Here is a 21974-nt window from a genome sequence, read left to right on the forward strand (position 1 = left end):
CTATCGCATAAGTTGTGTCATGCTAGAAGAAGTGGGCAACGGCCCCGGGGTAACCCGGTGGCCGTTTTTCGTTTCTCTCGTGCGGAAACACTCACGCATGAGGTCACAGGCAAACATGACTTTGATTACCCCGGAAGAGCGTATGTCCCAGACGGCGGAACTTTTGCAGTCGCTTGAGACATCCATTCGCGGTCTGCGCCAAGCAGCGGAAGAATTGCGCAGGCAGATCGGAACCGGGGAGGATGCAGATCTTGCTGGTACAGGCAAGCAACTCGGGCAGTTAGAGGGGCTGATCCGAAGTTGCCAGAAAGTGGAGACAAGCTTTGTCGAACAACATCACAGACAGGCCGGAATTGCCCAAGGTGGATACGCAATCGACCTTGAGCGCGCTCGATTTGAGGTCGGGTGCAGGTTGGCTCGCCTCCGCCGATGCTGCGGTTCGGGACAGATTTCTGAGTGAGATCGGGGAGGGGGGGCTGTGCGCCCTCCCTTTCCTGTTCGAGTTCTGGGCGCTGCCGCATCAGGTGCCGCCCGAAGGCGACTGGCGGTCCTGGGTCATTATGGGCGGGCGCGGGGCTGGTAAAACGCGGGCCGGGGCTGAATGGGTGCGACATGTGGTTGAAGGCCCGAAACCTCTTGATAAAGGGGCAGCCAGTCGGGTGGCGCTGCTGGGCGAAACCTTCGATCAGGTGCGCGATGTAATGATCTTTGGGGATAGCGGGATATTGCAATGCTCTCCGCCGGATCGGCGGCCGCAGTGGAAGGCGTCCGAGCGCAAGCTGATTTGGCCGAACGGGGCTGAGGCGCAGGCGTTTTCAGCACATGACCCCGAAGGGCTCCGGGGACCACAATTCGATGCGGCTTGGGTGGACGAACTAGCTAAGTGGAAGAAAGCTGGTGAGACTTGGGATATGTTGCAGTTTGCACTGCGGCTTGGGGATCAGCCACAGGTGTGCGTGACGACCACGCCCCGGAACGTAAAGGCTTTGAAGGCGTTGCTGGCGTCTCCGTCTACTGTGCAGACCCATGCGCCGACCGAGGCGAACCAGGCCAATCTGGCGGACTCGTTTTTGACCGAAGTGCGGGCGCGATATGCAGGCACGCGGTTGGGGAGGCAGGAGTTGGACGGAGTGCTGCTGTCGGACGCTGAGGGCGCTCTGTGGACTGGGTCGATGCTGGAGGCGGCGCGCTGTGTGCCGGTGCCTGATTTGGATCGGATCGTGGTGGCGCTGGACCCGGCGGTGACGGCGGGGTCGGATGCGGATGCCTGCGGGATCGTGGTCGTGGGGGCTCAGGTGAAAGGGCCGCCCGAGGACTGGCGCGCCTATGTGCTGGCCGATCGGACGGTACAGGGCGTTGGTCCGGCGGGTTGGGCAAAGGCCGCGATTGACGCGATGGATGAGTTCGGAGCCGAACGTCTGGTGGCCGAGGTCAATCAGGGCGGGCAACTGGTGGAAGAGGTCGTGCGGCAAGTGGACCCTCTGGTCCCGTACCGCGCGGTGCGGGCGTCACGCGGCAAGGTCGCGCGGGCCGAGCCGGTGGCGGCTTTGTATGAGCAGGGGCGGGTGTCTCATGTGGCCGGGTTGGACGCGCTGGAGGAGCAGATGTGCCAGATGACTGCGCGCGGGTATCAGGGGCAGGGCTCACCCGACAGGGTCGACGCGCTGGTCTGGGCGCTGCATGAGTTGGTTGTGGGTCCTGCGGGAGCGTATCGACGGCCTAGGGTACGGAGTTTGTGAAACGCTACTTCGTTGGAGTGTGTTTTCTGATGCGCCCTAAACCGATTTTATCTGGTTTCAAGGGTTTAAGCGCTGTATGGCCAATCGTATGTCACATGTTACTGTCACAGCTCTCCGTACGCCTGACTTGGAAGAAATCCTTACTCCAAAAGAACGTTTGCTTTGGTCAGGTCGTCCGGGTTGTGGCTTGAAGTTTTTTCAAGCTGTAGGCGAAGAACGTAAGTTACAAGTATTTGTTCTAGTAGCACTTGTTGCGCTTTGGGCGACGCTACCATTAATAGATGCTGACCCAGATGCACGTTTCGGTCGATTTAAAGCGCTGTTCATGTATTGCATTGCAACGGTAGCCTTGCTTTCTTTTTCGGCCTACCTCGCCACTCAACGCCAGTTTGTTTTGAGCAATTTGATCTACTACGTTACCGATACACGCGTAGTCATCTGTCGTTTGGGAAGAAATTGGAGACTTAGCACCAAGCTTTTTGTCGTTTCGTGCGAACATTCAACGGCATTTCCATACGAGGTGCTTCCCACCCGGCCCTATCCGTCGCTAAGGGTAGGAACCCTGCTTTCAGAACAACAGGTTCAATTCCTAGGGTTTGGTTTGTCGCATGCAGGTCATCCGGATCGGTTTGCTCGTGGTGTTGAACCGATTTTCCTGGACTACTTGGCAAATTCAGATCAGTTGCTTGCGATGATAAGGTCTTGTGCAGAAGATCGAAAGGTGGCGAATAACGCCTGATTTGAAAGATCGTTTCTATCAGAGAACCGTTTTATTTTTAAAGGCTTGTTTTTTATCCTGTTACCGCTGTTGCGCACCCCCCGTACGCCCCATTCCCAAGGCTTAAACTTCTTTCCGTCATAACTCTTTTCAACAAGCCGGGCAGAGCGGCGGCAGAAAGGAGCACAGATGGTATTCGATTTCTTGCGCCGTGGAACGGCTTGCGAGGCACCCGAGACAAAGGCAAGTGCTGCGGGACCAGTGATGGCGTGGCAAACGGGCGGGCGCGTGGCGTGGAGCCCTCGGGACACGGTATCGCTGACGCGGACGGGGTTTTCGGGGAACCCGGTGGGGTTTCGCTCGGTCAAACTGATTGCCGAGGCGGCGGCGGCCCTGCCGTTGGTTTTGCAGGATCAGGCACAGCGCTATGAGACGCACCCGGTTTTGAGCCTGATGCGGCGCCCGAATGCGGCACAGGGCCGGGCAGAGTTGATGGAGGCTGTGTTCGGACAGTTGCTGCTGTCCGGCAATGCCTATGTTGAGGCTGTGCAGGCCGAAGACGGTCTGCCGGTAGAGCTGCATGTCCTGCGCTCGGACCGGATGAGCGTAGTGCCTGGGGCAGATGGATGGCCCAAGTCGTATGACTACACCGCCGGCGGCAAGACGCACCGGTTCGCAGCCGACGCCATCTGCCACATCAAGTCCTTCCATCCGCAGGACGATCACTATGGGTTTTCGCCAATGCAGGCCGCTGCGATGGCGATTGATGTGCACAACAGCGCGTCGCGGTGGTCGAAATCGCTGTTGGACAATGCAGCGCGACCGTCCGGAGCACTGGTGTGGAAGGGCGGAGACGGCCACGGTGTGATGGCCGAAGACCAGTTCCGTCGCCTGAGTGATGAGATCGAACAGAACTATCGCGGTGCGCGCAATGCGGGACGACCGATGGTTCTGGAAGGGGGGTTGGACTGGAAACCGATGGGTTTCTCGCCCTCTGACATGGAGTTTCAAAAGACCAAAGAAGCCGCCGCCCGCGAGATCGCGTTGGCCTTTGGGGTCCCGCCTATGTTGCTGGGGATCCAGGGTGACGCGACCTATTCGAACTATCAGGAGGCCAACCGGGCGTTTTATCGCCTGACCGTGCTGCCCCTGGTGACGCGGGTGGCGGCGGCGGTGTCAGAGTGGCTGTCGGGCTTTAACGGCGAAGAGCTGATGCTGAAACCCGACATGGATCAGGTGCCGGCGCTGTCCGCTGAGCGCGATGCGCAATGGACGCGGGTCAGTCGGGCCGAGTTCCTGACGGATGCCGAGAAGCGGTCGCTGTTGGGGCTGCCGGAGCGTGCCGATGAGTGAGGGGTATCCTCCATTTGACTGTGCGCCGGGCTTGCGTCTTGCCGCGCATGAAAGGGTGGCTGAAATCCAGCATGCGCATCTGTGCCGAAGGCTGGATCGGATTGAAGAGATGATGGAGCGGCTGGAAAAGCGGTTATGGCTGACGGTCTACGGCGTCGCGGCCGTAATTCTGGCGCAGGTGTTTCAGTCATTTCTGGTTGCAACGCCGTGAATTCAAAAGCTTACGAGGAGGTGTTCATGGATTTGGAACACAAGTTTGCACGGTTCGGAGACGGGCTGTCGGTGACCGAAGATGCGGTGATCGAAGGATATGCCAGTCTGTTTGGTCAGGTCGATCAAGGCTGTGACGTGGTTCAAAAAGGAGCCTATCGCGCCTCTCTAGCCAAGTTGGATAAGGCGGGCCAGCGGGTCAAAATGCTGTGGCAGCACGATCCGGTCCAACCCATCGGGGTCTGGGACGAAGTGCATGAGGATAACAAGGGCTTGTGGGTCAAAGGACGTCTTCTGGAAAGCACCCAAAAAGGGCGCGAGGCAGCAGAATTGATCCGTGCGGGTGCGATTGATGGCCTGTCGATTGGCTATCGTACCACCCGGGCTTCGAAGAATGACAAGGGCCAGCGGCTCTTGACCGAACTGGAGCTGTGGGAAGTGTCGCTGGTGACCTTCCCGATGCTGCCCAGTGCGCGGGTGGCGGCCAAGGGAACAGATCCCGAGGCCGAGAACACCTGGCGCAGTATTGCCGAGGTGTTCAACACCGCCCGGCAGGAGCTGGCGCGAACCTAGCGCGCCTCAAACCCACCCCAAAAAGGAAGTGCTGATGAGCAAGACCGAGACCCCGGCCTTGACCGGAGAGGGTGTGCCCCTGGTTCAGGAGGTGAAGCAGGTAATGACTGGCTTCGTGAATGAATACAAGGGTTTGAAGGCTGAAGTTAAAGCCAAACTGCAACAGACAGAAGAGCGACTGACCATGCTGGATCGTAAATCAACCATCGCGGCGCGTCCGCACCTTGCGGCCTCAATCGACGACGGCGCACCGCATCAGAAGGCCTTTGACGCTTATGTGCGCTGTGGTGACGACGATGGTTTGCGCGGGCTGGATATGGAGGCCAAAACGTTGTCGAGCGCGGTGAACAGCGATGGCGGCTATTTGGTGGATCCGCAGACCGCTGAAGTCATCAAATCGGTGCTGAAATCCACCGCTTCGATCCGGTCGATTGCATCGGTGGTGAATGTCGAGGCGAACTCGTTCGATGTGCTGATCGACCACACGGATGTGGGTGCAGGCTGGGCGGATGAGGCCTCGGGTGCGACTGAGACGGCGACCCCGTCGATCGATCGCATTTCGATCGCGCTGCACGAGCTGAGCGCGTTGCCCAAAGCCTCGCAACGTCTGCTGGATGACAGCGCTTTTGACGTTGAAGGCTGGCTGGCTGGCCGTATTGCCGACAAGTTTGCCCGCGCCGAGGCCTCGGCCTTTATCAACGGTGATGGGGCCGATAAGCCGAAGGGCGTTCTGGACCACGCCAAGGTGGACAATGACGTCTGGGCTTGGGGCAATATCGGTTATGTCCCGACCGGGATCGATGCGGGGGTCGATGCGGATTCGATTGTTGATGTTGTTTACGCGTTGGGCGCGCAATACCGGGTCAACGGCACCTTTGTCATGAACTCGAAAACTGCGGGGCTGATCCGCAAGCTGAAGGACAGCGATGGACGCTTCCTGTGGTCTGACGGTCTAGCCGCAGGTGAGCCGGCACGTCTGATGGGCTACCCGGTTCTGATCGCCGAGGACATGCCGGATGCGGGCACCGACAGCTTCTCAATCGCATTTGGTGACTTCCAGGCCGGTTACACCATTGCCGAGCGCCCCGATCTGCGCGTGCTGCGCGATCCGTTCAGCGCTAAGCCGCATGTCCTGTTCTACGCGACCAAGCGCGTGGGCGGCGATGTGAGCGACTTTGCCGCGATCAAGCTGGTGAAATTCGGCACCGCCTAAGCGGTGGCGGATCCGGGGGGCTGGGCAACCGGCCCTCCGGGCGGCGGGTACGGGCCGGGGTGAGATCCCCTGCGTTGTCTAGCTGCTCCCCTCCGTCCGAGCAACGTGGGGCGGCGCGTGCCCGTCAATTCCTGAGGATGCGGCCCCCGGAGGGGTCCGAGATTGCGGAGTGAATGGATGATGTTGATCGAAGAAACCGCCATCGCGGATGCGGCGCTGCCGGTGGATCAGTTCAAGGCGCATCTGCGGTTGGGAACCGGCTTTGCCGAGGACAACGTGCAGGACGAGGTGCTGAAGAGCTTTCTGCGGGCGGCGATTGCAGCGATCGAGGCGCGCACTGGGAAGGTGCTGATCGAGCGGAGTTTTTCCTGGAGCCTGACCAACTGGCGTGCACCTGCGGGTGAAGTGTTGCCCGTAGCCCCGGTGAAGACCATAGACATGGTCACTGTTGCGGATGCGGCAGGCACCACAGGACCTGCGGCGCCTGACAGTTATCGGTTGGAGCAGGACAGCCAACGCCCCCGACTGCGCCCGGTGAAGTCGACCCTGCCCGGGATTGCCACGGGGGGCTCGGTGAAGATCGCTTTTACGGCCGGGATGTCGCCGGATTGGGGTGGATTACCTGCTGATCTGGGGCAGGCGGTTCTGTTGCTGGCAGCGCATTACTACGAATATCGCGACGAAACCGCGCTTGGGGCCGGGTGCATGCCGTTTGGCGTGACCAGCCTGATCCAGCGGTATCGGATTGTGCGCTTTGGCGCCGGGGTGACGCAATGAAAGCGCCGCGGTTGAACCGAAAGCTGGCGCTTGAAGCTCCGGTGCGCGTGCCGGACGGCGCTGGCGGGTACACCGAAACCTGGCAAGCGCTGGGAACGGTCTGGGCTGAGGTCACCGCACGCAGCGGGTCCGAGCGTCAGATCGCCGGAGTTCCTGTTTCGCGGGTCGGGTACCGCATCGTGGTTCGCGGCGCGCCGGAAGGATCAAGCATGCGCCCGTCACCGGACCAGAGGTTTGCAGAAGGCACACGCCGTTTTGTCATCCGCGCGGTCGCGGATCGTGACCCGCGGGGGCAGTACCTGACCTGTTTCGCAGATGAAGAGGTGGCGGCATGAGTTACGGCGTATCAGCGGCCTTGCAGGAGGCGGTGTTTCAACTGCTGTCCGGCGATGCACAGGTCGGAACTCTGGCAGGCGGCGCGATCTATGACGCAGTGCCCGCCGGATCAGTGCCCCAGACCTATGTGACGCTGGGTCCGGAAGAGGTGCGAGAGGCCTCGGACCGTTCCGGCGCAGGGGCCGTGCATCGGTTCACGGTGTCGGTCGTGTCCGAAGCTGCCGGGTTTGGCGCGGCCAAGACGTTGGCGGGTGCAGTGTGTGACGCGCTGGAGGGCGCGCCGCTGTCCCTGAACCGGGGGCGCGTGGTGGGGCTGTGGTTCGAACGCGCCTCGGCTCGGCGTACAGGAACCGGCGGGGCAATCCGCCAGATCGATCTGAGATTCCGCGCCCGCGTGGAAGACGACTAAGCAATCAACGGAGAGAGTATATGGCTGCCCGGAACGGTAAGGACCTGTTGGTCAAAGTGGATATGAACGGCTCGGACCTTTTTGAGACCATCGCGGGGCTACGTGCCACGCGGGTCAGTTTCAACGCGGAAAGTGTGGATGTCACCAGTCTTGAAAGCCAAGGAGGCTGGCGCGAGTTGCTGTCAGGAGCCGGGGTGAAATCTGCGGCAATCTCGGGCTCTGGCGTGTTCAAGGACGCTGGCACGGATGAACGTGCGCGTCAGCTGTTCTTTAACGGTGAGACCCCGAGTTTTCAGGTGATCATCCCCGATTTCGGTATCGTCGAAGGGGCGTTTCAGGTCACTGGCATTGAGTATGCCGGCTCTCATAACGGTGAGGCGACTTATGAGATGAGCCTGGCGAGCGCCGGGGCGCTCAGCTTTACGGCGCTGTAATCCGATGGCCAATCCATGGGCGGGTGAGGTGGCATTGACCATCGATGGAGAGCGGCGGGTGCTCAAACTGACATTGGGCGCTTTGGCTGAACTGGAACAGGATCTGGGCACCGGGTCGCTGGTTGAACTGGTGCAGAGGTTCGAGGGCGGGGCCTATTCCAGCAGTGATGTGCTGGGGTTGATCGTGGCCGGTCTGCGGGGCGGCGGGGCGGATGTGACCCGTGCCGACCTGTTGCGGGCCGAGATCGAAGGCGGCCCGATGGCCGGTGCACGTGCGGCGGCCGAGCTGCTGGCACGGACCTTCATGGTGCCGGAGCAGACATGAGTGGGTTCGACTGGCCCGCCCTGATGCGCGCCGGATTGGTCGGTCTGCGTTTGTCGCCAGAGCAGTTCTGGCGGCTGACCCCGGTCGAGCTGCGGCTGATGCTGGGACAGGGTGCAGGGATGCCCGCGATGAACCGGGCGGGTTTGGACGCATTGTTGTCGGCCTATCCGGACAAGAAACAAGGAGAGCGTGATGACGGATCGTGACGGGTTGGAAGACCTGCAGGAACGGGGCGAGGCGCTGGGCGACTCGCTTGGTGATGCGGCGTCGATGGCTGCGGCTTTTGATGGCCAGATGAAACGGATCAGCGCAGCGTTTGAGGAAACCGGTAAGGACGTCGCAACGTTGGAACGCGGCATGTCCGGCGGCCTGCGCAAGGCCTTCGACGGCGTGGTGCTGGACGGTATGAACCTGTCCGATGCGCTGGACGTGCTGAAAAACTCGATGATCCGGACGGCCTATTCCGCTGCGATCAAACCTGTAACTGACCACTTTGGCGGCATGTTGGCCGGTGGGATTGGCGGCTTGGTGAAGGGGCTATTGCCTTTCGCGGATGGCGGCAGTTTCAGCCAGGGCAGGGTGATGCCTTTCGCCAATGGGGGCGTCATCAGCGGCCCGACCACTTTCCCGATGCGTGGCGGCACCGGATTGATGGGGGAGGCAGGCCCCGAGGCCATCATGCCACTGGCACGCGGAGCGGATGGAAAGCTGGGTGTGCGGACCTCGGGCGGTGGTGGCGCAGTGAACGTAGTAATGAATATCACCACACCTGACGTACAGGGTTTCCGACGCAGCCAGGGTCAGATCGCCGCTCAGATGAGCCGTGCGTTGGGACGCGGCAATCGCAACAGATAGATCAAGGAGCAGGCCATGAATTTCCACGAAGTGAGATTTCCTGCCAGCCTGAGCTTTGGCTCGGTCGGTGGTCCCGAGCGGCGCACGGATATCGTGACGCTGGCCAACGGATTCGAAGAACGCAATACGCCATGGGCCCATTCGCGTCGGCGCTATGATGCCGGGCTGGGGATGCGGTCGCTGGATGATGTCGAGACGCTGATTGCGTTTTTCGAGGCGCGACAGGGACAGATGTTCGGGTTCCGCTGGAAAGACTGGTCGGACTACAAGTCTGGGCCTGCCACGGCAGACATCGACAAGGGCGACCAGGTAATTGCGCGTGGAAATGGAAAACAGACAGAGTTTCAAATTGTTAAGACTTATAACTCAGGTGGTTTTAGTTATGTCCGTCCTATCCTCAAGCCTGTATTGGGAACAGTAAAGCTGGGCCTTGAGCAGGATGAGGTGCGCGAAGGCGTCGATTTTGAGGTCGACCTCTCGCGCGGGTTGGTCACGTTTGCAGATCCACCGCCCGAGCAGGTAGAAATCACAGCTGGATTTGAGTTCGACGTCCCGGTCCGCTTTGACACGGATAAGATCCAGACCAGCGTAGCCAGCTTTCAGGCAGGTGACGTGCCAAACGTCCCGGTGGTCGAGGTGCGTGTCTGATGGGCGGGGATAAACAAGGTCTGCAGACCCATCTGCAAAGCGGGTTGACCACAACATGCCGGTGCTGGGCCATCACGCGCCAGGACGGGCAGGTCTATGGCTTTACTGACCACGATATGGAGCTGAGCTTTGGCGGGATAGCCTTCAAGGCAAGCTCGGGCTTGACCGCGACAGCGATTGAGCAAGCCACCGGTCTGTCCATCGACAATTCCGAGGCGATGGGGGCACTGTCTGATGCCGCCGTGACGGAAGACGATATCGAGGCAGGTCGGTTCGACGGGGCTGAGGTTCGTGCCTGGTTGGTGAACTGGGCCGCACCTGATCAGCGCATGCTGCAGTTCAGGGGCTCAATCGGTGAGTTGCGACGTGGGGGCGGAGCCTTTCACGCTGAATTGCGTGGTCTGACGGACCTTTTGAACCGTCCGATGGGGCGGATCTATCAAAAGCCTTGTACCGCCGTTCTGGGGGATGGTGCGTGTAAGTTCAACGTCAAGGCACCGGGGTACCAAGCCACGGCTGAGATCGTGGCTTTGACCGGGTCGAGTGTCCTACGACTGAAAGGCGCAACTGCACCGGATGGTGCGTGGTTCAAACGCGGTAGATTGGATGTTGTGTCTGGCAAGGCAGCGGGGCTTTGGGCCTCAATCAAGCAGGACAGGCGGGTTGAGGGTGGGCGGAATGTCACCCTGTGGTCCGGGATTAGCGGCGGCCTGGCGGTTGGTGATCGGGTCAAATTGACTGCCGGCTGCAGCAAAACAATGGATACGTGCAGAAAGAAGTTCAACAACGTGTTGAATTTTCAAGGTTTCCCGGACCTGCCGGGCGAAGACTGGGTCATGGCTGTGCCGAAGAAAGGCAATTCGAATTCAGGAGGGAGCCTGCGATGAGTGTTCTGCGGCAAAAGATCGTGGACGAGGCACGCAGCTGGCTGGGGACGCCCTATGTTCACCAGGCCTCGGTCAAAGGTGCAGGCACGGATTGCCTGGGCCTGCTGCGTGGTGTGTGGCGCGCGCAGCTTGGGCAAGAGCCCGAGGTGGTGCCGACATACAGCATGGACTGGTCTGAACCGCAGGGGGACGAGCGCATGTGGGCCGCCGCACACCGGCATCTTGTTGAAAAACGCCCTGATCAACCCGAACCCGGCGATGTTTTGCTGTTTCGAATGCGTCAGGGCCGTGTCGCCAAACACGTTGGGATCGTCAGCGAAACGGGGGACGTCCCCCGTTTCGTGCACGCCTATTCCGGGTACGGCGTGGTCGAAAACGCTCTGAGCGAGCCGTGGCGGCGACGGGTTGTCGCCTGTTTTGAATTCCCGCTGGAGGACATGTGAATGGCTACAATTGTACTTTCTGCAGCTGGGGCTGCGCTTGGTGGCGCTCTTGGTGGCACTGTGGCGGGCTTGTCGACTGCGGTTATCGGTCGGGCGATTGGTGCGACACTGGGGCGGGTCATTGACCAGCGTTTGATGAGCCAATCCGTTATGGGCGGGGGCAGCGAAGTTGTCGAAACCGGTCGTCTTGACCGGTTTCGCCTGACCGAATCTGGAGAAGGCGCGCCCGTTGCCACGATTTATGGGCGGATGCGGGTCGGCGGTCAGGTGATCTGGGCTTCGGACTTTCTGGAAACCAAAAGCACCAGTTCCACGACGCAATCTGGTGGGGGCGGTGGCAAAGGTTCACCCAAACCACCCGAGGTGACGGCGACAACCCACAGCTACAGTTATTCGATCTCTCTGGCGATCGCAGTGGGTGAGGGATACATCGCCGATGTCTCGCGTATCTGGGCCGATGGTGAAGAGCTGGAGCGCGCTGGGCTGAATTTGCGCGTTTGCCACGGCGCGAGCAATCAATTGCCAGACCCGTTGATCGAATCCGTCGAAGGGGCCGGAAATGTCCCGGCCTATCGCGGGACGGCTTACGTTGTGGTCGAGGATCTGCAGCTGGCGGACTTTGGTAATCGGGTGCCGCAGTTTTCGTTCGAAGTGGTGCGGCAGGAACAATCCGGGTTGCCGCGTACCGGGGCAGCCTTGTCCAGAACCGTCCGGGGCGTTGCGCTTATGCCGGGCACCGGTGAATATGCTTTGGCCAGTACGCAGGTGAACTACTCCAAAGGGCCGGGGCAGAGCTGGGCGGCCAATGTCCATTCCGCGTCCGGTCTGCCGGATCTGGTAACGTCGACCCGGGCCTTGCAGACCGAGTTGCCGGCCTGCGACGCGGCTTCGTTGATCGTGTCCTGGTTCGGCAATGATTTGCGCTGTGGGCATTGTCAGCTAAAGCCGAAGGTTTTGCACAAGACCATCGAGGGCAAGAACATGCCCTGGAGCGTGGCCGGGGTAAACCGCAGCGCGGCTGAGATGTTGGTGTCCGACGACCAACGCCCTGTGTATGGAGCCACGCCAGCGGATGCCTCGGTGGTGCAGGCGATCCGGCACCTAAAGACGTCAGGCAAGCGCGTGATGTTCTATCCGTTTATCCTGATGGATCAATTGCGCGGCAACGGCCTGCCCAATCCGTGGTCTGACGCCCCGAACCAGCCGCATCTGCCCTGGCGAGGACGCATCACTCTGAGCAAGGCACCTGGCCAAAATGGCTCACCGGATCAGACCGCGGCGGCGGACAGTCAGGTTGCCTCGTTCTTTGGGCAAGCCCGCGCCAGCGACTTTTCTATCGGCGATGGGATCGTATCCTATACTGGACCCCAGGAATGGAGCCTGCGCCGGTTCATTCTGCATTATGCAGCACTGTGCAAGGCAGCGGGGGGTGTGGATTCATTCTGCATCAGCTCGGAAATGCGAGGTCTGACCCAAATTCGTGGGTTTTCCGGGTTTCCAGCTGTGGCGCAATTGCGTGCGCTTGCAGCTGAAGCCCGCGCGATTTTGGGGTCCGGCACTAAAATCGGATACGCGGCGGATTGGAGCGAATATTTCGGTTATCAACCAAATGATGGAAGCGGCGACCGGTACTTTCATTTGGATCCACTATGGGCCGATGACAATATCGATTTCATCGGCATCGACAATTACATGCCTTTGTCTGACTGGCGGGATGGCGAGGATCACCTGGACGTTAAAGCCGGTGCAGATGCGATCTATGATATCAAGTACTTGCGCGGCAACATTGAAGGCGGCGAGGGGTATGACTGGTATTATGCCTCGCCCGAAGAAGCAAAGGCCCAGATACGCACGCCCATTGAAGATGCGGACCATGACGAGCCGTGGGTCTGGCGTTACAAAGACATGCGCAACTGGTGGTCGCAGCCGCATCACGAGCGGATAGCTGGAGTTCGTCAAAGCAACCGGACCCAGTGGGTGCCGGGCTCCAAGCCGATCTGGTTCACCGAACTTGGCTGTGCGGCGGTGGACAAGGGCACCAACCAGCCGAACAAGTTTCTGGACCCCAAATCCTCGGAATCCAGCCTGCCGCGGTACTCGAACGGGCTGCGCGACGATTTCATTCAGACACAGTATCTGAGTGCCATGTTGGGCTATTGGTCGAACCCCAAGTTCAACCCAGTGTCAGATGCCTATGGCGGTCGGATGATCGACATGGCCAATGCCTATGTCTGGGCCTGGGACGCCCGCCCATATCCGACCTTTCCCAATCTGCTCAGCCAGTGGAGCGACGGGGCGAACTATGCGCGCGGTCATTGGCTGAACGGACGATCCGGGTCACGCACGCTGGCCTCTGTAGTTACCGAAATTTGCCATGGGGCTGGCGTGACGGACATCGATGTCTCGCGCCTGTACGGGGTCGTCCGCGGATACGCGGTCGAAGACGTCTCAAGCGCGCGCGCAGCCTTGCAGCCGCTGATGCTGCGCTATGGGTTCGACGCCATCGAACGCGACGGTGTGTTGCTGTTTCAGATGCGTGATGGTCGCGGTGCGATTGATCTGGATGCTCAGCAGTTGGCAGACAGTTCTGATATCGATGGCCGCGTCGAATACCGCCGAGAGGCCGAGGCCGAGATGACGGGCCGTGTTCGTCTGCGCTTTGTGCAATCGGATTCAGACTACGATATCGTGTCGGAGGAGGCTGTCTTGCCCGACACCCAAACCCAAACCGTATCGGTGAATGAGATGCCCTTATCCCTGACCCGGGGCGAGGGGCGCCAAACCGTTGAACGGTGGCTGAGTGAGGCGCGGGTTTCGCGAGAGACTGCCCGCTTTGCATTGCCGCCATCGATGCTGCACGTGGGGGCCGGAGATGTCGTGCAACTGACCGGAGAAGGTGGTAGTGCGCGCTATCGCATTGACCGTCTGGAACAGGCGGACTTGCAATTGGCGGATGCAGTTCGGATCGAGCCTGCAGTTTATGCACCAGCCGACCTGCCCGACGATGTCGTGACAGAAAAGCCATTTGTGGCGCCTGTTCCGGTTCTGCCTCTGTTCATGGACTTGCCGCTGATCACGGGGTCGGAAGTGCCGCATGCGCCCTATCTGGCAACGACAGCAAACCCTTGGCCTGGCAATGTCGCTGTCTATTCGGCAGCAAGTGACGAAGATTACACTCTGCAAGAGGTGATCTCGGGTCAGGCGGTCATTGGGTTCACGGATACGCCACTGAGACGAGCCAGCGCAGGCATCTGGGACGAAGGTGCGCCATTGCGCGTCAAACTGATCGGAGGGGTGTTGACATCGCGCCCGCGCGCAGCGCTGTTGAATGGTGCCAACCTAGCCGCGATTGGGGATGGAACGCCCGGCAATTGGGAGGTTTTTCAGTTCGCCGATGCGTCGCTGCAAGAGTCTGGCGTCTACACCCTGTCCGGACGTCTGCGCGGGCAGTTGGGAACCGATGCCAATATGCCGGATATCTGGCCGGAAGGATCGACGTTCGTCTTGTTGGACCAGCGGGTCTATCAGACCGGCTTGCTGCGATCAGAGCGGCGGGTGGCAAAGCACTATCGCATCGGTCCGGCAACACGCGGCTACGACGACCCTTCATTTTCGCATCATGTCGAGGCGTTTGAGGGGAATGGATTGCGGCCCTACGCGCCTGTGCATGTGCAGGCGACGCGATCTTCTACCGGGGATCACCTGACGTGGATTCGACGTACACGGCTGGACGGCGACGATTGGGCCGGTCTTGAGGTACCGCTTGCTGAAGAGAGCGAATCCTACATCGTACAAGTCTGGGCCAATGGTGCGCAGGTTCGGGAACAGATCGTGACTGAGCCAATCTGGCTATATACAGCGGCAATGAAGGCGACTGATGGAGTGAACGGTACCTACGACGTTCAGGTGGCGCAGGTCTCAGCCAGCTATGGGCCTGGCTTGTTCGCCCACCTGACAGTCAGGTGACCCTCTAGCATGCGTCCGATCCTTCACGGCGATGTCACTGCGGCGGCGCAAGTCTTGTTGATCGCGCCGCGAGAGGATCGCGATCGCCTGTGCGCCCGCATGATCTGCGAAGCTGAACTGGCCGACAAACATGTCGGTCAGACGGGGCGGTTGCATCCTTTGTTCGGCAATGGGTCCCTGATGGCTGCAGCCCGCAATCGGCAGTTGGCGGAGGAACCCAGTTTCGACAATCTGCAATATTGCCAGTGCTTTGAGTTGGTTCTGCGGCATTTGATCGAGCGTCAGCTTACCCGGACGCACAGCTGACACATTTGGTCGCAGCAAGATCCAGGTTTAACCGGCCAGCCGGTATCTCATCGCCGCAATCTTCGCAGTATCCGAACTCACCTTCTTGAATTCGGCTCAGCGCGATCTGCAACCGATGCGTTTCAAGGTCGCGATTGGCTTGTTGGGCCTTGGCCATGGCCTGGCTTTGAAGGGCGTCCATTCTGCTCAACCTGCCAACGGCTTGCTGGTCCAGTTCGACAACGGCCTGAGCCTTTTTTCCAGAATCGGATTGCTCGGCCAATGCTGACAATCGTGCCTTTATTCGCGCTTTGAATTCTGCCAACACAGTGTCATTCATTTTCGTTACCCTGCAGTTCACGGGTTTGCGTTTGGTGTTTTTGTAACTAAATGGCATTCTAGGCGCAGCAAAGGATCAAAAGCCATGTTGGAAAAGCGCAGTCAGGTTACCTCTGTCGACCCGGTCTGGAACCGCATAGCGACCGAAGCTCAGGCGGCCGTCGAAGACGAGCCACTGATGGGTGGGCTGGTCCATGCCTGTATTCTGCACCACCGCAGCCTTGAGAGGGCTTTGTCCTATCGGGTCGCAGCCAAGCTGTGCTCGAACGAAATGTCGATGATGGTGCTGCGTGAAATCGTCGATGAGGCTTATGCCGACGATCCGAAACTGCTAGAGGCGGCACGCGCCGATCTGATGGCAGTTTACGAGCGCGACCCAGCGTGCCACCGCCTGCTGCAGCCGATCCTGTACTTCAAGGGCTATCAGGCGATGCAGGCCTATCGCGTTGCCCACTGGCTGTGGAACAAGGGGCGACATGACCTTGCATATTTCTTCCAGATGCGCTCGTCCGAGATTTTTGGCATCGACATTCACCCGGCCGCCAAAATCGGCAAGGGCATCATGATCGACCACGCACATTCGATTGTGATCGGTGAAACAGCTATCGTTGGCGACAACGTTTCGATGCTGCATTCGGTCACTCTGGGTGGAACTGGCAAAGAAGAAGAGCAGCGTCATCCGACGATCGGTGATGGCGTGCTGATCGGGGCTGGTGCCAAGGTGTTGGGCAATATCGAAGTGGGGCCTTGCAGCCGCATCGCAGCTGGCTCTGTTGTGTTGCAAGAGGTTCCAGCCTGCAAAACCGTTGCCGGAATTCCCGCCAAGATTGTCGGTGAGGCCGGGTGCGACCAGCCCTCGATCTCGATGGATCATATGTTGGGCAAGGACCAGTAAGCCTGAACCAACAGACAAAAAAGGCCGCCTCATTGAGTGAAGCGGCCTTTTTTATTGATCAGATTCCGTATCAGGCCAGCATGACCATCGGGTTTTCCAGATTGTCGACAATCGCCTGCAGCAACTGCGCACCCAGAGCACCGTCAATAACCCGGTGATCGACCGACATGGTGACGGACATGACGGTTGCAACGGTCAGTTCTCCGTCATCGCCCACAACCGGCTTTTTCACACCTGTTCCGACGGCCAGAATGCCCGAATGGGGCGGGTTCACGATGGCGTCGAAATTGTCGATGCCGAACATGCCCAGGTTCGAAACAGCGAAGGTGCCGCCCTGGTATTCATGCGGTGCCAGTTTACGTTCGCGTGCACGCCCGGCGAGGTCCTTCATTTCGGTCGACAGCGCGGACAGAGATTTGGTGTCGGCATCCTGAAGCACTGGGGTGAACAGCCCGCCTTCGATGGCAACCGCAACGGCCACATCGGACGGTTTCAATTGCAGTACCCGGTCGCCCGCCCAGACAGCATTACAGGCGGGAACCTGTTGCAACGCGTTGGCGACGGCTTTGATGATGAAGTCGTTGACACTCAGCTTTACGCCGCGCGCTTCCAGCTGTTTGTTTAGCTGGCTGCGGAATTTCAGCAGGGCATCCAGCTTGATGTCGCGGCGCAGATAGAAATGCGGGATGGTCTGCTTGGCCTCGGACAGGCGCGCAGCAATGATCTTGCGCATACCGTCCAGCTTGATTTCTTCGTATTCACGCCCTTCATACATCCGCGCGACGGCATCCGCCGAAGGTCCAGCCGGAACTGGGGCAGCGGGCGCTGCGGCAGCAACGGCAGGTGCCGCAACCGGAGCCGTGGCAGTTGCACCTTCGACATCGACTTTCACAATACGCCCATGCGGGCCGGAACCGATGATCTGCCCCAGATCGAGACCTTTCTGTGCAGCAATCCTACGGGCCAGAGGTGACGCAAAAACACGTCCACCATCCGCCTTGATTGGAGAGGCCGGGGCTGGTGCAGGCGCCTCGGGGGCCGCTGGCGCGGCCGCCTCGTTGCCCGCGGCGGCAGGTGCCGCTTCGGGCGTCGTGGCGGGAGTTGTCGCGATATCACCAGCGCTTTCGCCATCTTCCAGCAGAACCGCAATGATGGTGTTAACCTTGACCCCTTCGGTTCCCTCAGCGATCAGGATCTTGCCAATGGTGCCTTCGTCCACGGCCTCGAACTCCATCGTGGCCTTGTCGGTTTCGATCTCGGCCAGCAGGTCGCCAGAGGAGACGGTGTCGCCTTCCTTAACCAGCCATTTGGCAAGCGTGCCTTCCTCCATCGTCGGTGAAAGGGCGGGCATCAGAATTTCTGTGGGCATCTGTGTCGCTCCTTACCGGTAAGTCACTTGCTTGACGGCGGCGATCACCTCATCGGTGGTCACCAGCGCCAGTTTTTCGAGATTCGCGGCATAGGGCATGGGCACGTCCTTGCCGGTGCAGTTGATGACGGGCGCGTCGAGGTAGTCGAACGCTTCCTGCATCACCACGGATGAGATGTAGCTGCCGACCGAGCCCTGCGGCCAACCTTCTTCGACGGTCACCAAACGGTTGGTTTTCATCACCGAATTGATGATCGCACCGGTGTCCATCGGGCGGATGGTGCGCAAGTCGATCACCTCGGCACTGATGCCGTCTTCGGCCAGCTTGTCCGCGGCTTCCAGCGCGAACTGCATGCCGATGCCAAAGCTGACGATTGTCACGTCCGAGCCTTCGCGCCAGATGCGGGCCTTGCCCAGCGGGATGGTCAGGTCATCCACCTTTGGCATGTCGAAGGATCGACCGTAGAGGATTTCGTTTTCCAGAAAGACCACCGGGTTGGGATCGCGAATGGCGGATTTCAGCAGGCCTTTGGCATCTGCTGCCGAATAAGGTGCGACCACTTTCAGCCCTGGCACCTGCATGTACCATGCCGTGTAATCCTGAGAGTGCTGGGCTGCGACGCGCGCTGCAGCCCCGTTAGGACCCCGGAACACGATTGGACATCCCATCTGACCGCCGGACATGTAAAGTGTCTTGGCAGCCGAGTTGATGATCTGGTCCATCGCCTGCATCGCGAAGTTGAAGGTCATGAACTCGACAATTGGCTTCAATCCAGCCATGGCGGACCCAACCGCAATACCAGTGAACCCGTGTTCGGTGATTGGCGTGTCGATCACGCGTTTGCCGCCGAATTCGTCCAGCAGACCTTGCGAGATTTTGTATGCGCCCTGATATTCGGCGACTTCTTCGCCCATCAGGAAAACATCTTCGTCGCCGCGCATTTCCTCGGCCATTGCATCACGCAAAGCCTCGCGCACGGTCACTTGCGTCATCTCGGCATCTGCGGGCCAGTCGGGCGAGTGGTCCACCACCGGTGCGGCGGGGGCCGACGCAGAAGCAGCGGCCTCAACCGCCGCAGGGGCGGCCTCGGTCACTGCTGCGGCTGCGGGCGCAGCCACGGGCAGGGCGGAGGCGTCTTCGCCTTCTTCGATCAGAACCGCGATGGGGGTATTTACCTTGACCCCCTCGGTGCCTTCAGCGATCAGGATTTTACCAACGATGCCTTCATCGACGGCTTCGAACTCCATTGTCGCCTTGTCGGTTTCAATCTCGGCCATGATGTCGCCGCTTGATACGGTGTCGCCTTCTTTGACCAGCCATTTGGCCAATGTGCCTTCTTCCATCGTTGGTGAAAGGGCGGGCATGAGAATTTCGGTTGCCATGTCTTATTCGTCCTCTCAGGCGTAGATATCTGTCCAGAGCTCGTCCAGCGACGGCTCGGGGCTTTCTTTCGAGAATTCTGCGGCCTGATTGACGATCTCTTTGATCTCTTTGTCGATCGCCTTCAGATCATCCTCGCTTGCGTGTTTGCCGGACAGGAGCAGCTCGCGCACATGTTCGATGGGGTCGCTTTGTTCCCGGACTTTCTGAACCTCTTCGCGGGTGCGGTACTTGGCCGGGTCGGACATCGAATGGCCGCGATAGCGGTAGGTTTTGATTTCCAGAATGTAGGGGCCCTTACCAGCACGGCAGTGGGCCACAGCCTTTTCACCGGCTTCTTTGACCGCCAGAACATCCATGCCGTTGACGATCTCACCCGGGATGCCAAAGGCCTCGCCGCGATGGTAGATGTCCTTGGTCGAGGTCGAGCGCGCCTGAGAGGTGCCCATGGCGTATTGGTTGTTCTCGATCACAAACACAACGGGCAGGTCCCAAAGTGCAGCCATGTTAAAGGTTTCATAAACCTGACCCTGGTTCGCCGCACCGTCGCCGAAATAGGCAAAGGTCACACGTCCATTACCCTTGTACTTGTCGGCAAAGGCAAGACCAGCACCCAGAGGTACCTGGGCAGCAACGATGCCATGACCACCGTAGAAGTTCTTCTCTTTCGAGAACATGTGCATAGAGCCGCCTTTGCCCTTGGACAATCCACCCTCGCGTCCGGTCAGTTCGGCCATCACGCCGCCGGGTTCCATTCCGCAGGCCAGCATGTGGCCGTGATCGCGGTATGAGGTGATCCGCTTGTCACCTTCTTCGGCCGCAGCCTCCAGGCCGACAACAACGGCTTCTTGCCCGATATAAAGGTGACAGAAGCCGCCAATCAGACCCATGCCATACAGCTGGCCTGCCTTTTCCTCGAATCGGCGGATCAGCAGCATCTCGCGATAAAAGGTGGTCAGTTCTTCCGCAGAAACATTTGGTTTCTTTGTGGTTTTTCGCGCAGCCATAGTGGCGATCTCCCCCTCTCGGCAAGATAGTTTAGCGTTAAACTATTTCATAAAGCATTTCGGGCATTCTGGCGAGGGGAAATGTGACGCAGCGACAGCGCCCGCGCAGCCTATCTGTTGCAGTATGTGAGGATCAGCGGATTACGATCTCATCCGAGCGGATCATGCCCAGAACCGAGCGCGCCTGTTGATCCAGAAGGTCCAGATCCAGATAGGTGTCAGACAGGCGGCGCGTCAGGTTTTCCATCTCGGTGATCTCGCCGTCAAGCTTGGCAAGATCGCGCGACAGAGCGTCCCGTTCCGCTGCAATCTCGACCCGTCGGAACAGGCCATAGTCGCCCTGCACGGCAGCAAAGGTGAAATACACACCCAGCATAAACGCTACCATGAAGAAAAAGACTGCGCCCAAACCGGGCCGATGGGAACGGGACACTCTGTTTACCGCCGTATGAAGTCTGCCTCAAAAACGTGCCCTTTGCGGGCATCTGTTTGCACTATGTCACAGGTGATTCGGCTTGTGAATCCCCTGATTCGACAAAATGTGGTGTGGCGGTATTTTTCAGCCTTCCAGTGCCGCAACCCCGGGCAATGCCTTGCCTTCCATCCATTCAAGGAAAGCACCACCCGCGGTTGAGATGTAAGAGAAATCCTTGGCCGCACCCGATGCGTTCAGCGCCGCGACCGTGTCCCCGCCACCAGCAACCGCAATCAGCTGCCCGGATCGCGTAAGTGCTGCGGCTTTCAGGGCGGCTGCGTTGGTGGCGGCATCAAAAGGTTCAATCTCGAACGCGCCAAGCGGGCCATTCCAGATCAGGGTCTGGCTTTTGGCGAAAATCTCGGTGATGGCGGCAACGCTTTCCGGTCCGGCATCCAGGATCATGCCGTCATTGGTGCATTGATCAGCGGGCAAAACCTGATGTGGGGCGTCGGCTTCGAACTTTTCAGCGACCACAATGTCGACAGGCAGGACTATCGTACACCCAGAGTTTTCGGCCTTGGCCAAAATCTCGACAGCCATGTCTTTCATTGCGGTTTCGGCCAAAGACTTGCCGACGTTCAGGCCCTTGGCGACCAGAAAGGTGTTGGCCATGCCACCGCCAATCACCAGATAGTCTACTTTGTCGACAAGATTGCCCAGAAGTTCCAGCTTGGTCGAAACCTTCGCCCCCCCAACAACTGCAGTAACGGGCCGTTTGGGTGCTCCAAGAGCACCTTCAAGTGCTTCCAGCTCGGCCTGCATCAAGCGTCCGGCACAGGCCGGCAGCAGGCGCGCAATGGCTTCGGTCGAGCTGTGCGCGCGGTGCGCGGCCGAGAACGCGTCGTTGCAGTAGGCCTCGCCCAGTTTGGCCATTCCCGCAGCAAGATCTGCGTCGTTTTTGGTTTCTGCGGCGTGGAAGCGGGTGTTTTCCAACAGCAGGACCTGACCGGGTTGCAGTTGTTCAGCGGCCAGTTCGGCCGCGGTGCCGACGCAATCGGCGGCAAACAGAACCTCGACGCCGAAAGCTGCTTCAAGCGTCGGGACCAGCTGTTTCAGCGACAGGTTCTCGCGCCGTTCGCCGCCCGGACGTCCGAAATGAGCAAGCAGGATCGGCTTGCCGCCAGCCGAAAGGATGTCTTTGACCGATGGCACGATACGTTGAATGCGCGTAGCATCGGTTACAACCCCGTCCACAACCGGAACATTGATATCAACGCGCACCAGCACGCGTTTGCCGTTCAGGTCCATATCGTCCAGTGTCTTCCAGCTCATGGTGCATTCCTCGGAAATGTGAATAGGGTTTAGGCGGTTCTTTTCCTGCATTTTGCCTTCAG

General features: G+C 59.5%; 25 protein-coding genes. 19 read left to right on the plus strand and 6 right to left on the minus strand.

The features are described from left to right. Positions 1-452: 452 nt before the first annotated feature. The 18 genes from SJY13_RS01785 (at position 453) to SJY13_RS01870 (ending at position 15192) form a co-directional block, all read left to right on the plus strand. Positions 453-1739 (plus strand): DNA-packaging protein, encoded by a 1287-nt coding sequence (locus SJY13_RS01785; protein WP_449314364.1) that lies wholly within the window; start codon positions 453-455, stop codon positions 1737-1739. Positions 1740-1815: 76 nt separating this feature from the next. Further along, the gene (locus SJY13_RS01790) at positions 1816-2478 is read left to right on the plus strand and encodes a hypothetical protein (protein WP_377186939.1); all 663 of its coding nucleotides are present in this window, start codon (positions 1816-1818) and stop codon (positions 2476-2478) included. Between the two features lie 168 nt (positions 2479-2646). Continuing rightward, positions 2647-3810, plus strand: coding sequence for a phage portal protein (locus SJY13_RS01795; RefSeq protein ID WP_377186942.1), 1164 nt, complete (start codon positions 2647-2649; stop codon positions 3808-3810). Beyond that, entirely contained in the window at positions 3803-4021 is a 219-nt protein-coding gene (locus SJY13_RS01800) for a GTA head formation protein, RCAP_rcc01685 family (protein ID WP_377186945.1), read from the plus strand. Before SJY13_RS01795 ends, SJY13_RS01800 begins: the two co-directional genes overlap by 8 nt. 26 nt (positions 4022-4047) lie before the next feature. Beyond that, the gene (locus SJY13_RS01805) at positions 4048-4593 is read left to right on the plus strand and encodes an HK97 family phage prohead protease (RefSeq protein ID WP_377186948.1); all 546 of its coding nucleotides are present in this window, start codon (positions 4048-4050) and stop codon (positions 4591-4593) included. A 34-nt stretch (positions 4594-4627) separates the two neighbouring features. After that, positions 4628-5806, plus strand: coding sequence for a phage major capsid protein (locus tag SJY13_RS01810; RefSeq protein WP_377186951.1), 1179 nt, complete (start codon positions 4628-4630; stop codon positions 5804-5806). A gap of 177 nt (positions 5807-5983) precedes the next feature. Then, a complete protein-coding gene (locus SJY13_RS01815; protein ID WP_377186954.1) occupies positions 5984-6583 on the plus strand; it encodes a head-tail connector protein in 600 nt (199 codons plus the stop codon). Further along, on the plus strand, positions 6580-6918 hold the full coding sequence (locus tag SJY13_RS01820; RefSeq protein ID WP_377186957.1) for a phage head closure protein: 339 nt from the start codon (positions 6580-6582) through the stop codon (positions 6916-6918). Before SJY13_RS01815 ends, SJY13_RS01820 begins: the two co-directional genes overlap by 4 nt. Next, positions 6915-7328 (plus strand): DUF3168 domain-containing protein, encoded by a 414-nt coding sequence (locus SJY13_RS01825; RefSeq protein WP_377186960.1) that lies wholly within the window; start codon positions 6915-6917, stop codon positions 7326-7328. Before SJY13_RS01820 ends, SJY13_RS01825 begins: the two co-directional genes overlap by 4 nt. A 20-nt stretch (positions 7329-7348) precedes the next feature. Then, positions 7349-7762 carry a phage major tail protein, TP901-1 family gene (locus SJY13_RS01830; protein WP_377186963.1) on the plus strand — a complete coding sequence of 138 codons (414 nt, stop codon included), beginning with the start codon at positions 7349-7351 and terminating at the stop codon, positions 7760-7762. A gap of 4 nt (positions 7763-7766) precedes the next feature. Continuing rightward, entirely contained in the window at positions 7767-8087 is a 321-nt protein-coding gene (locus SJY13_RS01835) for a gene transfer agent family protein (protein WP_377186966.1), read from the plus strand. Next, positions 8084-8293, plus strand: coding sequence for a rcc01693 family protein (locus SJY13_RS01840; protein ID WP_377186969.1), 210 nt, complete (start codon positions 8084-8086; stop codon positions 8291-8293). Before SJY13_RS01835 ends, SJY13_RS01840 begins: the two co-directional genes overlap by 4 nt. Further along, entirely contained in the window at positions 8280-8942 is a 663-nt protein-coding gene (locus SJY13_RS01845; protein ID WP_377186972.1) for a phage tail tape measure protein, read from the plus strand. The genes SJY13_RS01840 and SJY13_RS01845 overlap by 14 nt, the downstream gene beginning before the upstream one ends. A gap of 15 nt (positions 8943-8957) precedes the next feature. Next, positions 8958-9590 carry a phage distal tail protein, Rcc01695 family gene (locus tag SJY13_RS01850; RefSeq protein ID WP_377186975.1) on the plus strand — a complete coding sequence of 211 codons (633 nt, stop codon included), beginning with the start codon at positions 8958-8960 and terminating at the stop codon, positions 9588-9590. Continuing rightward, positions 9590-10477, plus strand: a complete 888-nt coding sequence (locus SJY13_RS01855) for a DUF2163 domain-containing protein (RefSeq protein WP_377186978.1) — start codon at positions 9590-9592, stop codon at positions 10475-10477. Before SJY13_RS01850 ends, SJY13_RS01855 begins: the two co-directional genes overlap by 1 nt. Then, on the plus strand, positions 10474-10920 hold the full coding sequence (locus SJY13_RS01860; RefSeq protein WP_377186981.1) for an NlpC/P60 family protein: 447 nt from the start codon (positions 10474-10476) through the stop codon (positions 10918-10920). Before SJY13_RS01855 ends, SJY13_RS01860 begins: the two co-directional genes overlap by 4 nt. Then, on the plus strand, positions 10921-14886 hold the full coding sequence (locus SJY13_RS01865; RefSeq protein ID WP_377186984.1) for a baseplate multidomain protein megatron: 3966 nt from the start codon (positions 10921-10923) through the stop codon (positions 14884-14886). It abuts the gene before it with no gap. A gap of 9 nt (positions 14887-14895) precedes the next feature. Further along, positions 14896-15192, plus strand: coding sequence for a DUF7742 family protein (locus tag SJY13_RS01870; RefSeq protein WP_377186987.1), 297 nt, complete (start codon positions 14896-14898; stop codon positions 15190-15192). Here the strand turns inward: SJY13_RS01870 and SJY13_RS01875 are convergent. Next, positions 15173-15511: a TraR/DksA family transcriptional regulator gene (locus tag SJY13_RS01875; RefSeq protein ID WP_377186990.1), complete on the minus strand. Its 339-nt coding sequence runs from the start codon at positions 15509-15511 to the stop codon at positions 15173-15175. The two genes, SJY13_RS01870 and SJY13_RS01875, sit on opposite strands and share 20 nt — an antisense overlap. A gap of 84 nt (positions 15512-15595) precedes the next feature. Here SJY13_RS01875 and cysE point away from each other — a divergent pair, with 84 nt between their 5' ends. Next, complete coding sequence (cysE, locus tag SJY13_RS01880; RefSeq protein ID WP_085820872.1) at positions 15596-16405, plus strand: serine O-acetyltransferase; 810 nt, start codon at positions 15596-15598, stop codon at positions 16403-16405. 70 nt (positions 16406-16475) lie between these two features. Here the strand turns inward: cysE and SJY13_RS01885 are convergent, their stop codons facing one another. From SJY13_RS01885 to SJY13_RS01905, 5 genes are all read right to left on the minus strand, one after another. Next, on the minus strand, positions 16476-17774 hold the full coding sequence (locus SJY13_RS01885; RefSeq protein WP_085820871.1) for a pyruvate dehydrogenase complex dihydrolipoamide acetyltransferase: 1299 nt from the start codon (positions 17772-17774) through the stop codon (positions 16476-16478). 12 nt (positions 17775-17786) lie between these two features. After that, entirely contained in the window at positions 17787-19157 is a 1371-nt protein-coding gene (locus SJY13_RS01890; RefSeq protein WP_377186995.1) for a pyruvate dehydrogenase complex E1 component subunit beta, read from the minus strand. 15 nt (positions 19158-19172) lie between these two features. After that, positions 19173-20162: a pyruvate dehydrogenase (acetyl-transferring) E1 component subunit alpha gene (gene pdhA / locus SJY13_RS01895; protein WP_085820869.1), complete on the minus strand. Its 990-nt coding sequence runs from the start codon at positions 20160-20162 to the stop codon at positions 19173-19175. A 133-nt stretch (positions 20163-20295) separates the two neighbouring features. Next, a complete protein-coding gene (locus SJY13_RS01900) occupies positions 20296-20595 on the minus strand; it encodes an FtsB family cell division protein (RefSeq protein ID WP_377186999.1) in 300 nt (99 codons plus the stop codon). A gap of 126 nt (positions 20596-20721) precedes the next feature. Further along, the gene (locus SJY13_RS01905) at positions 20722-21912 is read right to left on the minus strand and encodes a phosphoglycerate kinase (protein ID WP_377187002.1); all 1191 of its coding nucleotides are present in this window, start codon (positions 21910-21912) and stop codon (positions 20722-20724) included. Positions 21913-21974: the final 62 nt, after the last annotated feature.

The sequence above is a fragment of the Ruegeria meonggei genome (assembly GCF_042768335.1).
GTDB lineage: Bacteria > Pseudomonadota > Alphaproteobacteria > Rhodobacterales > Rhodobacteraceae > Ruegeria > Ruegeria meonggei.